This window comes from Pseudomonas sp. QTF5 (assembly GCF_000512695.2).
In the GTDB taxonomy this organism is placed as follows: domain Bacteria; phylum Pseudomonadota; class Gammaproteobacteria; order Pseudomonadales; family Pseudomonadaceae; genus Aquipseudomonas.
In genome coordinates, this window is record NZ_AZRW02000023.1 from 54908 (window position 1) to 68474 (window position 13567).

The 13567-nt window shown below is 59.6% G+C and carries 9 protein-coding genes; 1 reads left to right on the forward strand and 8 read right to left on the reverse strand.

Annotated features, from left to right (window positions below):
- Positions 1-21: 21 nt before the first annotated feature.
- The 4 genes from IC37_RS18345 to ppsA form a co-directional block, all read right to left on the reverse strand.
- Positions 22-1017: a zinc transporter ZntB gene (locus IC37_RS18345; RefSeq protein WP_030127932.1), complete on the reverse strand. Its 996-nt coding sequence runs from the start codon at positions 1015-1017 to the stop codon at positions 22-24.
- 25 nt (positions 1018-1042) lie between these two features.
- On the reverse strand, positions 1043-1534 hold the full coding sequence (gene rraA / locus IC37_RS18350; protein WP_030127933.1) for a ribonuclease E activity regulator RraA: 492 nt from the start codon (positions 1532-1534) through the stop codon (positions 1043-1045).
- Positions 1535-1708: 174 nt separating this feature from the next.
- Positions 1709-2698 (reverse strand): alpha/beta fold hydrolase, encoded by a 990-nt coding sequence (locus tag IC37_RS18355; RefSeq protein WP_030127934.1) that lies wholly within the window; start codon positions 2696-2698, stop codon positions 1709-1711.
- 193 nt (positions 2699-2891) lie between these two features.
- The gene (ppsA, locus tag IC37_RS18360) at positions 2892-5267 is read right to left on the reverse strand and encodes a phosphoenolpyruvate synthase (protein ID WP_030127935.1); all 2376 of its coding nucleotides are present in this window, start codon (positions 5265-5267) and stop codon (positions 2892-2894) included.
- 331 nt (positions 5268-5598) lie between these two features.
- On the opposite strand from ppsA, the gene IC37_RS18365 reads away from it, so the two are divergent.
- Positions 5599-6417 carry a pyruvate, water dikinase regulatory protein gene (locus tag IC37_RS18365; RefSeq protein ID WP_007902088.1) on the forward strand — a complete coding sequence of 273 codons (819 nt, stop codon included), beginning with the start codon at positions 5599-5601 and terminating at the stop codon, positions 6415-6417.
- A 150-nt stretch (positions 6418-6567) separates the two neighbouring features.
- Here the strand turns inward: IC37_RS18365 and prpD are convergent, their stop codons facing one another.
- The 4 genes from prpD to prpC form a co-directional block, all read right to left on the reverse strand.
- On the reverse strand, positions 6568-8052 hold the full coding sequence (prpD, locus tag IC37_RS18370; protein WP_030127936.1) for a 2-methylcitrate dehydratase: 1485 nt from the start codon (positions 8050-8052) through the stop codon (positions 6568-6570).
- 202 nt (positions 8053-8254) lie between these two features.
- Positions 8255-9457, reverse strand: coding sequence for a 2-methylaconitate cis-trans isomerase PrpF (gene prpF, locus IC37_RS18375; RefSeq protein WP_030127937.1), 1203 nt, complete (start codon positions 9455-9457; stop codon positions 8255-8257).
- A gap of 54 nt (positions 9458-9511) precedes the next feature.
- Positions 9512-12109 (reverse strand): Fe/S-dependent 2-methylisocitrate dehydratase AcnD, encoded by a 2598-nt coding sequence (acnD, locus tag IC37_RS18380; RefSeq protein ID WP_030127938.1) that lies wholly within the window; start codon positions 12107-12109, stop codon positions 9512-9514.
- Positions 12110-12315: 206 nt separating this feature from the next.
- Entirely contained in the window at positions 12316-13443 is a 1128-nt protein-coding gene (gene prpC / locus IC37_RS18385) for a 2-methylcitrate synthase (protein ID WP_030127939.1), read from the reverse strand.
- Between the last annotated feature and the right edge of the window lie 124 nt (positions 13444-13567).

Sequence of the window (13567 nt, forward strand, 5' to 3'; positions counted from 1 at the left end):
GTCGGGTCACATGACTCATCATCAGAACCAGCGCAAACGTCGGAATAGCCACCACTGCCCCAGCGCTACCGAGCCTGCCAGCAAGCAGGCGATCAGGAAGCCATAAGGGCTGGTGGAGAACGGAATGCCGCCGACGTTAATGCCCAAAAGACCGGTCAGAAAACTCATCGGCAAAAAGATCCCGGTGATGATCCCGAAGCGGTACATCGTGCGGTTCATACGCACGCTCAGACGCCGGTCTTCGGCCTCCAGGAGCAGCCCCACGCGCTCCCGGGTCAATTCAAGCTCCTCGAGATAACGGGTCAGACTGTTGTTCAATTCGTTCCAGTAATCGCCATCGTCTTCAACGAACCACGGCAGTTTTATCCGCGTCAGCTGACCGAAAATATCCCGTTGCGGTGCCAGAAAACGTTTCAGTGCAGCCGCCCTGCGACGGATCTGCAAAACAGCCCCATGCTCCGGTGTATACCGTTCGTCGGTATCCAGCCTTTCTTCTTCCTCATCGACGATTTCCGAGAGGCAGCTGACCAGATCCTGCACTTTGTTAGTGAGGTATTGCGCCATATAAAGGATCAGTTCGGAAGCGGTTCTCGGCCCTTTGCCTTCGGCCAATTGCACCAGCAACTCATCGGTGGCGCGCAACGGCCGCAGACGCAGGGAGATCACCCGCTGGGCCGAACCGAAGATCCGCACCGAGACCATGTCTTCCGGTTCGGCACCTGGATTGAGGTTGATCCCGCGCAGAAACAGCAACAGCTCGGAGTCCGGCAGCGGCAAAAGGCGCGGCCGGGTGTTCTCTTCCAGCAACAAGTCGCAACTAAATTCACTCAGACCGCTGTATTTACGCAGCCAGGTCTGGGTTTGCGGATGACTGCGATCCCAGTGCAACCACAAGCTTTCATGGGACTGCAACTGCAAGTCATCGAGTTCAGTCCGGGCTATCGAACGCGCACCGCCTTTACCGTCCAGCACCAGGGCATGTACCAGCCCCCATTGCGCGTTTTCTTCCTCGAACATCCTCACCCCTTTAATGAAACGCGCTTTATTCAGGCATCTTCAGCGGGCTTGGCGAAATGATCACGCCGTTGTTGTCCGCATAGATGTAGTGACCTGGATGGAAGGTCACGCCAGCAAAGGTCACCGCAACGTTGATATCGCCGAGCCCGCGCCTGTCGGATTTCCTCGGGTGGCTGGCGAGGGCCTGAACCCCCAGATCGGTCTGCGCGATGATATCAACGTCGCGGATGCAACCGTAGATCACCAGCCCTTCCCAACCGTTTTTCGCGGCTTTCTCGGCCAGCATGTCACCCAGCAACGCATGACGCAGGGAACCACCGCCATCGACCACCAGCACCTTGCCATTACCCTTGAGCTCGACCTGCTCCTTGACCCGCGAGTTGTCTTCGAAGCACTTGATCGTCACGATTTCGCCGCCGAAGGAATCTCGACCGCCGAAATTGCTGAACATCGGTTCCAGCACCTGCACCAGTTCCGGATAGGCGTCGCACAGGTCAGGCGTGAGGTAATGGTTCATCGAGAAACTCCTGTAAAGAGGAAGACAATCGAGTAGGCAACATACGCGGACCAAGGCTGAACGGCTGCAAACGCGCCGATCGAGTCAATCACCAAAAGTGACCAGAACCGCTTAATGCGTCATATCTTAGCCGCAAGCCGTTCAGAGCGAAATGCCCTTGTTAGAGCATCAGGCTCAAACGGCTGCGTCCAAATCCGGCTTTCCACCCAGCAAAGGCGTCTGTTGATCCGCCAGCCAGCGCGCCACCAACGGCCAGACTTCAGTCTGCGCAGCCTTGCTGACAAGCATTTCCACGTGACCGAAATTATCGCTAAAGCCTTGCTCGCGGCCAAGGGTGATGAATTGTTTGTGCTCGGAGCCGACCTGATCGAACAGCTTGCGGCAGGCCCAGGTCGGATCCTGATGATCGCCCGCGGCGCTCACGGCCAGCACTGGCAACTGAACCTCGGCCAAACCCGCCCACCAGTCCTTGTCAGCATCGCCAAAACGACCGAACAGCCCGTACCAGCGCATGCTTTCCAGAGCCAGGCCAATCGGCTCGTCCTCCGGGCCGCGCTTGAGCCGTGAACCTGACAGCTGGGCAAAACGCTTGAGAATAAAGCGCCCGCTCCATTCCACCGGTGGAAACTTCAATGGCCAGTAGGTGCGGCTGACCTGCGTGCCGAAAAACGCCGCAGAGGCCACCACCGGTTCGCCGATGTATTCGCCGCCCAGCGCCGCCGCCAGGGTGATCCCGCCCAGCGAGTGGCCAATCCAGTGCGGGATCTGGCCGCTTTGCTCGCGTACGAACGCGCCAATGGCCGGCAGATCGTAACGCGCATAGTCGGCGACGCGGTTGTTGCGATAGTCCTGGTTGCGCTGAGACAGGCCGTGACCGCGCATTTCCGCAATCCACACATCGAATCCCAGACGCGTCAGATGAGCCCCCAGCCCCAGACCTTTGGGAGAGAACCAGAACCGTCGATTGGAAAAACTGCCGTGCAACAGAATCACCGGCACGCCACGCACCGCCGGCTCATCGGCCAGGCCCAGGCGTGTCACAGCCAGTTCGACGGTACCGTCGGGGCTGTTGCCGGGTTTCAAACGATAGACGTCTTCGCTCAGATCACCGCGCCGCTCGGCGCTGATCAGGGCGACAGGAAATAGATTGCTGCTGCTTTGCATAATGCTCTTGCACAAAAAAGGGCGGCATCCAGAGGAGCCCGCCCTACTTGAATATCTAAAAGAGCCGGCCAGTGTGGGAGCGAGCCTGCTCGCGAAGGACGCCAGAACAACGCGTTTATCCAGCGAGTACGCGTTATCGTTTACGACCATCGCGAGCAGGCTCGCTCCCACAGAGAGCGGCCCGTTCACACCATCAGGCCGGAGCCTGACCTTCAGCCAGGAAGAACCAGGTTTCCAGCACGGAGTCGGGGTTCAGCGAAACGCTTTCGATGCCCTGCTCCATCAGCCATTTGGCCAGATCCGGGTGGTCCGAAGGACCCTGACCGCAGATGCCGATGTACTTGCCGGCCTTGTTGCATGCCTGAATAGCATTGGCCAGCAACTTCTTGACCGCTGGATTTCGCTCGTCGAACAAGTGCGCGATGATCCCGGAGTCACGGTCCAGGCCCAGTGTCAGCTGAGTCAGATCGTTGGAGCCGATGGAGAAGCCGTCGAAGAACTCGAGGAACTCTTCAGCCAGGATCGCGTTGGACGGCAGTTCGCACATCATGATCACGCGCAGACCGTTGTCGCCACGGGCCAGACCGTTTTCAGCCAGCAGATCGACCACTTGGCTCGCTTCGCCCAGGGTGCGAACGAACGGCACCATGATTTCAACGTTGGTCAGGCCCATCTCGTTACGCACGCGCTTGAGGGCGCGGCACTCGAGCTCGAAGCAGTCGCGGAACGATTCGCTGATGTAACGCGAAGCACCACGGAAGCCCAGCATCGGGTTCTCTTCTTCCGGCTCGTAGAGCTTGCCGCCGATCAGGTTCGCGTATTCGTTGGACTTGAAGTCCGACAGACGCACGATGACCTTTTTCGGCCAGAACGCTGCCGCCAGGGTACTGATGCCCTCGACCAGTTTCTCGACATAGAAGCCGACCGGGTCGTCGTAACCGGCGATGCGCTTGTCGACGCTGTCCTTGATTTCTTGCGGCAGGCCGTCGTAGTTCAACAGCGCTTTGGGGTGCACGCCGATCATGCGGTTGATGATGAATTCCAGACGGGCCAGGCCCACACCGGCGTTCGGCAGTTGCGCGAAGTCGAAGGCGCGGTCCGGGTTGCCGACGTTCATCATGATCTTGAACGGCAGATCCGGCATGGCATCCACGGAGTTTTTCTTGATGTCGAAGCCCAGTTCGCCTTCGAAGATGTAACCGGTGTCGCCTTCAGCGCAGGAAACGGTCACGCCCTGGCCGTCTTTCAACAGCTGGGTAGCGTTGCCGCAACCGACCACGGCCGGAATGCCCAGCTCGCGGGCGATGATCGCCGCGTGGCAGGTACGACCGCCACGGTTGGTGACGATGGCGCTGGCGCGCTTCATGACCGGTTCCCAATCCGGGTCGGTCATGTCGGAAACCAGAACATCGCCTGGCTGGACTTTGTCCATCTCGGACACGTCCTTGATGATCCGCACCTTGCCGGCGCCGATGCGCTGGCCGATGGCGCGACCTTCCACCAGCACGGTGCCGGTTTCTTTCAACAGGTAACGTTCCATGACGTTGGCCGAAGTGCGGCTCTTCACGGTTTCCGGACGGGCCTGCACGATGTAGAGCTTGCCGTCGTCGCCGTCTTTGGCCCATTCGATGTCCATCGGGCACTTGTAGTGCTTCTCGATGATCATCGCTTGTTTGGCCAGCTCGCTGACTTCGGCGTCGGTCAGGCAGAAACGTGCACGATCGGCCTTGTCCACGTCGATGGTCTTGACCGATTTACCGGCCGTGGCCACTTCGCCGTAAATCATCTTGATGGCTTTGCTGCCCAGGTTGCGCCGCAGGATGGCCGGACGACCGGCTTCCAGCGTGCCTTTGTGGACATAGAATTCATCCGGGTTCACCGCGCCTTGTACGACGGTTTCACCCAGGCCGTAGGCGCCGGTGATGAACACCACGTCACGGAAGCCCGATTCGGTATCGAGGGTGAACATCACGCCGGCGGTGCCGGTTTCGGAGCGGACCATGCGCTGCACGCCGGCCGACAGGGCAACCAGCTTGTGGTCGAAGCCCTGGTGGACACGGTAGGAAATCGCGCGGTCGTTGAACAGGGAAGCGAACACTTCTTTGGCGGCACGAATGACGTTTTCGACGCCACGGATGTTCAGGAAGGTTTCCTGCTGACCGGCGAAGGAAGCGTCCGGCAAGTCTTCGGCGGTAGCGGAAGAGCGCACGGCAACGGCCATGTCAGGGTTGCCGGCCGACAGCGTGGCGAACGCGGTGCGGATCTCGGCGTTGAGCTTCTCGGGGAACTCGGCTTCCATGATCCATTGACGGATCTGGGCACCGGTTTTGGCCAGGGCGTTGACGTCGTCGACATCCAGCGCGTCGAGGGCGGCATGGATCTGATCGTTCAGACCGCTCAGTTCCAAGAAATCACGATACGCCTGAGCTGTCGTGGCAAAGCCACCGGGCACCGATACACCGGCACCTGCAAGGTTACTGATCATCTCGCCCAGGGATGCGTTCTTGCCCCCCACATGCTCTACATCATGGACGCCGAGCTTATCGAGGGAAACTACGTACTCTACCAAGGTGATCTCTCCACTAACTGTGTTGGAAAAGCTCAGACGCCGGCGACTCGGGGGAGCGTTTGCCGGCTGTATGGCCTGGACCTGGAAAATAAGTGAGAATGCGGGCCATTGGGGCCGACAAATCGCGCCTACTATATCCAAGAATCGTTACAAGTGTCCTGTGTTGCAAATGCGTTCCTTTTTGGCGAGTGACTGTTGTTGCCAGACAAGGCGCCGCGACGAGTCAAAGCTGGCTATGACGAGGAGCGGCAACGCAGTATGGCGACAACAGGCGCCGTCAAAAGGGAACGCATTTGTGACACAGGACACTCACTTAAGGCCCAAGGTGCAAATGAAACGATCCGCTTTCTTTATCTCCGATGGCACGGGTATTACAGCCGAAACCCTCGGTCAAAGCCTGCTGGCGCAGTTCGAAAACATTACCTTCAGCAAGATCACGCGGCCCTACATCGACAACGCGGATAAAGCGCGGGCCATGGTACAACAAATCAACAAAGCCGCCGAAAACGATGGTTTTCGTCCGATTATTTTCGACACCATCGTCAATCAGGACATTCGTGAGATTCTCGCAACGTCGAATGGTTTCATGATCGACATTTTCTCGACCTTCCTGGCTCCGCTGGAACAGGAACTGACCGAGCATTCTTCCTACACCGTCGGCAAATCCCACTCCATCGGCGGCAACTCCAATTACATGGAGCGCATCGAGGCAGTGAACTTTGCCCTCGACAACGACGATGGCGCCCGCACCCACTATTACGACAAAGCTGATCTGATTCTAGTAGGCGTGTCGCGTTGCGGCAAAACCCCGACGTGTTTGTACATGGCCATGCAATTCGGCATCCGCGCGGCCAATTACCCGCTGACCGAAGACGACATGGAGCGCCTGCAACTGCCAACCGCCCTGCGCGCCCATCATCACAAGCTGTTCGGCCTGACCATCGACCCGGACCGCCTCACCGCGATCCGCAACGAACGCAAACCCAACAGCCGGTACTCGAGCTACGCGCAGTGCGAATTCGAAGTGCGCGAGGTGGAGAATCTGTTTCGCCGCGAGAACATTGCCCACATAAATTCCACGCATTTCTCCGTGGAAGAGATCTCTGCGAAGATTTTAGTAGAGAAAGGTGTGGAGCGACGGTTCAAGTAATTCTTTAGCGCCTGTCAGGCCGCCTTCGCGAGCAAGCCCGCTCCCACATTTGATCTTCAGCGAACACAGATTTTGTGTACGACAAAGATCAAATGTGGGAGCGGCGGTGCGACGATTCGACTTGCTCGCGAAGAACGATAACGCGGTCTCCTAGATCACAAACAAATCCACAAACCGGTTCACCGCCGTCGCTTCAAGCGCAGCCTGGTCCTTGCACAGCGCAAAGATCTCTGCACTCCGCTGAGCCGTGAAGCGCGTCGCCAGATTGGCCTTGAATTTCTCTTCCAGCAGCGGGATACCATCGGTGCGACGACGGCGATGGCCGATCGGGTACTCCACCACCACGTTCTCGGTGCTGGAACCGTCCTTGAAGAACACCTGCAGCGCATTGGCAATGGAACGTTTGTCCGGCTCCAGGTATTCGCGGGTGAAGCGTGGGTCTTCGACGATGAGCATTTTGTCGCGCAGCACATCGATAATCGGATGTACGGCGTGGAAGTCGTCTTCGTACTGCTCGGCCACCAGATTACCGAACACCAGGGGTACGGCGGTCATGTACTGGATGCAGTGGTCGCGGTCCGCAGCGTTGGCCAGCGGGCCGACCTTGGAGATGATGCGGATCGCCGATTCGTGGGTGGTGATGACGATCTTGTCGATTTCGTGCAGGCGATTCCTGACCAATGGATGCAGGGTGACGGCAGCCTCGCAGGCGGTTTGCGCGTGAAACTCGGCGGGAAAGCTGATCTTGAACAGCACGTTTTCCATCACGTAACTGCCGAACGGCCGAGAGAATCTGAAGGCTCGCTTGTCTTCAGGCTTGAGCGCCATGTCATTGTTGGTGTGGCTGAACAACACATCGTAGAACCCCCATTGTTTGGCGGTCAGTACACCGGGAATGCCCATCTCCCCGCGCATCGCAATGTCCGCCAGACGCACGCCACGACTGGAGGCATCCCCCGCTGCCCAGGATTTGCGCGACCCGGCATTTGGCGCATGCCGGTAAGTGCGCAGCGCCTGGCCATCGGCAAAGGCATGGGACAACGCCGACAGCAGTTGCTCGCGATTGGCGCCCATGAGCTTGGCGGTGACGGCGGTCGAGGCGACTTTCACCAGGATGACGTGATCGATTCCGACGCGGTTGAACGAATTTTCCAGCGCAATCACGCCTTGAATCTCGTGGGCCATGATCATGGCTTCCAATACCACGCGAATGGTCAGCGGGGCATCGCCATTGGCCAGGCGTTTTTGCGACAGGTGGTCGGCCACCGCGAGAATGGCGCCGAGGTTATCGGACGGATGACCCCATTCGGCGGCGAGCCAAGTGTCGTTGTAATCGAGCCAGCGGACGATGCACCCGATGTCCCAGGCGGCTTTGACCGGATCGAGACGGTAACTGGTCCCCGGCACGCGAGCGCCAAACGGGACGACAGTGCCTTCGACGATGGGTCCCAGGTGTTTGGTGCATTCGGGAAAACGCAGGGCCAGCAGACCGCAGCCGAGGGTGTCCATCAGGCAATTGCGGGCGGTATCCAGCGCGTCGGTAGATTCGATTTTGAAGTTGAGGACGTAGTCGGCGATGTCCTGCAGGACCGTGTCGTAGTCGGGGCGGTTGTTCAGGTCGACGTTGGCGCTCATGTTCGATTCACTCGGTCAGTGGTTCGCTGATGGGACCTCGGTTCAGGATCAATCTTAGTTGGTGACGCCATTCTTGTTATTGAAATGCAATTAACTGCGGGAGCGGGCTTGCCCGCGAAGAGGGAGTATCAGTCGAAATCAATATTGCCTGATACACCGCCTTCGCGAGCAAGCCCGCTCCCACATTGGCTCAGTGTCGGGGTTAGAAAGAATCCCCCGGCACGCGGACGTAACCTTCCATCAATACCCGCGCACTGCGGCTCATGATGGCTTTGTTCACGGTCCATTCGCCGTTGACCTGGCTGGCCTCGGCGCCCACGCGCAAGGTGCCGGAGGGGTGACCGAAGCGCACAGCGTTGCGTTCGATGCCACCTGCCGCCAGATTCACCAACGTGCCGGAAATCGCCGCCGCCGTTCCGATCGCCACTGCCGCCGTGCCCATCATCGCGTGGTGCAGTTTGCCCATGGACAGCGCGCGCACCAGCAAGTCAATGTCGGTGGCGGCGATCTTCTTGCCGCTGGACGCAATGTAATCCGCCGGTTTGGCGACGAACGCTACCTTCGGCGTGTGCTGACGTTTGGCCGCTTCGTCCAGATGCTGAATCAGCCCCATGCGCAGCGCGCCGTATGCGCGGATGGTTTCGAACATCGCCAAGGCCTTCAGGTCGCCGTTGATCGCGCCCTGCAATTCGGTGCCGGTGTAGCCGATGTCTTCGGCATTGATGAAAATGGTCGGGATGCCAGCGTTGATCAGGGTCGCCTTGAGCGTACCGACGCCCGGCACTTCGAGGTCATCCACCAGATTGCCGGTGGGGAACATCGAACCACTGCCACCCTCTTCTTCCGCCGCTGGGTCCATGAATTCGAGCTGCACTTCGGCCGCCGGAAAGGTCACGCCGTCGAGTTCAAAATCGCCGGTTTCCTGGACCTCACCGTTGGTAATCGGCACATGGGCAATGATGGTCTTGCCGATGTTGGCCTGCCACACGCGCACCACCGCCACACCGTTGTGCGGAATGCGGCTGGCGTCCACCAGGCCATTGCTGATGGCGAACGAACCGACCGCCGCCGACAGGTTGCCGCAGTTGCCGCTCCAGTCGACGAAAGGCTTGTCGATGGAGACCTGACCGAACAGGTAATCGACGTCGTGATCGGCCTTGAGGCTTTTCGACAGGATCACGGTTTTGCTGGTGCTGGACGTCGCACCGCCCATGCCGTCGATTTGCTTGTCGTATGGGTCGGGACTGCCGATCACTCGAAGCAATAACGCATCCCGAGCCGGGCCGGGAATCTGCGCCGCTTCGGGCAGGTCCTTCAGGCTGAAGAACACGCCTTTACTGGTGCCGCCGCGCATGTAGGTGGCGGCGATTCTAATTTGAGGGGCGATTTGAGGTGCGTGAGCCATGATGTTCCTTTTAGGATCGAGCGGGACCGCTTGGTCCCGCCCGAACTCATCGTGTTAAACGGCAACCGCCGATTCTTCGAGGAAGTCCTGAGCGAAGCGTTGCAGCACGCCGCCCGCTTCGTAGATCGACACTTCTTCAGCGGTGTCGAGGCGGCAGGTCACCGGCACTTCGACGCGTTCGCCATTCTTGCGATTGATCACCAGCGACAGCGTCGCACGCGGAGTGCGGTCGCCGATCACGTCGTAGGTTTCGCTGCCGTCGATGGCCAGGGTGTGGCGATCTGTGCCCGGTTTGAATTCCAGAGGCAACACGCCCATGCCCACCAGGTTGGTGCGGTGGATGCGCTCGAAACCTTCAGCGGCGATCGCTTCCACACCCGCCAGACGCACACCTTTGGCCGCCCAGTCGCGAGACGAACCCTGGCCGTAGTCGGCGCCGGCGATGATGATCAGCGGCTGCTTGCGTTCCATGTAGGTTTCGATGGCTTCCCACATGCGCATGACCTGGCCTTCCGGCTCGACCCGCGCCAGGGAACCCTGTTTGACCTTGCCGTTTTCCTGAACCATTTCATTGAACAGTTTCGGGTTGGCGAAGGTGGCGCGTTGCGCGGTCAAGTGGTCGCCGCGGTGAGTCGCGTAGGAGTTGAAGTCTTCTTCCGGCAGGCCCATTTTCGCCAGGTATTCGCCCGCCGCACTGTCGAGCATGATCGCGTTCGATGGCGACAGGTGATCGGTGGTGATGTTGTCCGGCAGCACCGCCAACGGACGCATGCCCTTGAGCGGACGAGCGCCGGCCAGCGCGCCTTCCCAGTAAGGCGGACGACGGATGTAGGTGCTCATCTCGCGCCAGTCGTACAGCGGCGTGACCTTCGGACCGGTGTCTTCGTGGATGGCGAACATCGGGATGTACACCTGACGGAACTGCTCCGGTTTCACCGAGGCCTTGACCACCGCGTCGATTTCTTCGTCGCTCGGCCAGATGTCTTTCAGGCGGATTTCCTTGCCGTTCGCGTCCAGGCCCAGCACATCTTTTTCGATGTCGAAACGAATGGTCCCGGCGATGGCGTAAGCCACCACCAATGGCGGCGAAGCCAGGAACGCGTTTTTGGCGTACGGGTGAATCCGCCCGTCGAAGTTGCGGTTGCCGGAGAGCACTGCGGTGGCATACAGATCGCGGTCGATGATCTCTTGCTGGATCACCGGGTCCAATGCGCCGGACATACCGTTGCACGTGGTGCAGGCGAAAGCCACGACGCCGAAGCCGAGTTGCTCCAGCTCATTAGTCAGCCCGGCTTCATCCAGATACAGCGCGACGGTTTTCGAACCCGGCGCCAGCGAGGATTTGACCCATGGCTTGCGAGTCAGCCCGAGCTTGTTGGCGTTACGCGCCAGCAGGCCTGCGGCAATCACGTTGCGTGGGTTGCTGGTGTTGGTGCAACTGGTGATGGCGGCGATGATCACCGCGCCGTCCGGCATCTGGCCCGGCACGTCGTCCCACTGGCCGGAGATGCCTTGCGCCGCGAGATCGGAAGTGGCGACACGGGCGTGCGGGTTACTCGGGCCGGCCATGTTGCGCACCACCGAGGACAGGTCGAAGCTCAGCCCGCGCTCATACTGCGCGCCTTTCAGGCTGTCGGCCCAGAGGCCAGTCTGCTTGGCATAGTTCTCCACAAGCTGCACTTGCTCGTCTTCACGGCCGGTGAGTTTCAGGTAGTCGATGGTTTGCTGGTCGATGTAGAACATCGCTGCCGTGGCGCCGTACTCGGGGGCCATGTTGGAAATGGTCGCGCGGTCGCCCAAGGTCAGCGCCGAAGCGCCTTCACCGAAGAATTCCAGCCACGCGCCGACGACTTTTTGTTTGCGCAGGTATTCGGTCAGCGCCAGCACCATGTCGGTGGCGGTGATGCCCGGTTGCAGCTTACCGGTCAGCTCAACGCCGACGCTTTCCGGCAGACGCATCCACGATGCGCGGCCGAGCATCACGCTTTCCGCTTCCAGACCACCAACACCAATGGCGATCACGCCCAGCGCATCAACGTGCGGGGTGTGACTGTCGGTGCCGACACAGGTATCGGGGAAGGCCACGCCGTCACGCACCTGGATCACCGGAGACATTTTCTCCAGGTTGATCTGATGCATGATGCCGTTGCCCGGCGGGATCACGTCGACGTTCTTGAAGGCTTTCTTGGTCCAGTTGATGAAGTGGAAACGGTCTTCATTGCGACGGTCTTCAATGGCGCGGTTCTTCTCGAACGCCTCGGGATCGAAGCCACCGCGTTCAACGGCCAAGGAGTGGTCGACAATCAACTGAGTAGGCACTACCGGGTTCACTTGCGCCGGGTCACCACCTTGCAGGGCGATGGCATCGCGCAGGCCGGCGAGGTCGACCAGGGCGGTCTGGCCAAGAATGTCGTGGCACACCACGCGGGCCGGGAACCACGGAAAATCGAGATCGCGTTTGCGCTCGATGAATTGTTTGAGCGATTCGGTGAGCGTGGCCGGGTCACAGCGACGCACGAGGTTTTCCGCCAGCACGCGGGAGGTGTACGGCAGGGTATCGTAGGCGCCGGGCGCAATGGCCTCGACCGCCGCGCGGGCGTCGAAATAATCCAGATGGCTGCCGGGCAGCGGTTTGCGGAATTCTGTGTTCATCGTCAGGACTCGGTCACGGTGGTTACAAAGGGTGGGGGCCTGGCGCAGTTCCCGAAGTGAACACGGTCAAATGTGGGAGCGGGCTTGCTCGCGAAAGCAGTGTGTCAGTCGACATCAATGTTGGATGTCAGTCCGTCTTCGCGAGCAAGCCCGCTCCCACACTGGTTCCCGGTTCATTCAGTAACCAGCGCGGTAGCGCCCACCATTCAGCGTTGTTCGATTGGCACGAACTTGCGCTGTTCGACGCCGACGTATTCGGCGCTCGGGCGGATGATGCGGTTGTTGGCACGTTGTTCGAACACATGCGCCGCCCAGCCGGTCAGGCGCGAGCAGACAAAGATCGGCGTGAACAACTTGGTCGGAATGCCCATGAAGTGGTACGTCGAGGCATGGTAGAAGTCGGCGTTCGGGAACAGTTTCTTTTGTTCCCACATGGTCTTGTCGATGGCTTCGGACACCGGGAACAGCACCGTGTCGCCCACTTCGTCAGCGAGTTTTTTCGACCAGGCCTTGATCACCTCGTTACGCGGATCATTGTCCTTATAGATCGCGTGGCCGAAGCCCATGATCTTGTCCTTGCGCTCGAGCATGCCGAGGGTGCCTTTGATCGCCTCTTCCGGCGACGAAAAGCGCTCGATCATTTCCATCGCCGCTTCGTTGGCGCCGCCGTGCAGCGGGCCGCGCAGGGAACCGATGGCCGCCGTGATGCAGGAATACAGATCCGACAGCGTAGACGCACACACCCGGGCGGTGAAAGTCGAGGCGTTGAACTCGTGTTCCGCGTAGAGGATCAGCGAAACGTTCATCACCTTGACGTGCAACTCGCTCGGTTTCTTGTCGTGTAACAGGTGCAGGAAATGGCCGCCGATGCAGGCTTCGTCGGTCACGCAATTGATGCGTTTGCCGTCGTGACTGAAGCGATACCAGTAGCACATGATCGCCGGGAACGCGGCCAGCAGGCGGTCGGTTTTGTCGTGCTGCTCGGAGAAGTCTTTCTCCGGCTCGATGTTGCCCAGAAACGAGCAACCGGTGCGCATCACGTCCATCGGATGAGCGTCAGCGGGGATGCGTTCCAGCACTTCTTTCAGCGCTTGCGGCAGGTCACGCAGCTTGCTCAGCTTCTGGGTGTAGGCAGCGAGTTGTGCCTTGGTCGGCAGTTCGCCGTACAGCAGCAGGTAAGCCACTTCTTCAAATTGGGCATCAGCCGCCAGGTCGCGAACGTCATAGCCGCGATAGGTCAGGCCTGCGCCCGACAGGCCCACGGTGGACAGTGCGGTTTGCCCGGCCACCTGGCCACGGAGCCCGGCGCCACTGAGTACTTTTGCTTCGGCCATTGCTGTCTCCAGTTTTCTTGAATTTGTTAGGGAAACTTGTAGGAGCGAAGCTTGCTCGCGAAAGCGGTGTGTCAGACGACATTGATTTTGAATGTCAGTCCGTCTTCGCGAGCAAGCTTCGCTC

Coding starts and splice junctions, on each gene's coding strand:
- IC37_RS18345 (WP_030127932.1), bottom strand. CDS start 1,017: ATGTTCGAGGAAGAAAACGCGCAATGGGGGCTGGTACATGCCCTGGTG.
- rraA (WP_030127933.1), bottom strand. CDS start 1,534: ATGAACCATTACCTCACGCCTGACCTGTGCGACGCCTATCCGGAACTG.
- IC37_RS18355 (WP_030127934.1), bottom strand. CDS start 2,698: ATGCAAAGCAGCAGCAATCTATTTCCTGTCGCCCTGATCAGCGCCGAG.
- IC37_RS18365 (WP_007902088.1), top strand. CDS start 5,599: ATGAAACGATCCGCTTTCTTTATCTCCGATGGCACGGGTATTACAGCC.
- prpD (WP_030127936.1), bottom strand. CDS start 8,052: ATGAGCGCCAACGTCGACCTGAACAACCGCCCCGACTACGACACGGTC.
- prpF (WP_030127937.1), bottom strand. CDS start 9,457: ATGGCTCACGCACCTCAAATCGCCCCTCAAATTAGAATCGCCGCCACC.
- acnD (WP_030127938.1), bottom strand. CDS start 12,109: ATGAACACAGAATTCCGCAAACCGCTGCCCGGCAGCCATCTGGATTAT.
- prpC (WP_030127939.1), bottom strand. CDS start 13,443: ATGGCCGAAGCAAAAGTACTCAGTGGCGCCGGGCTCCGTGGCCAGGTG.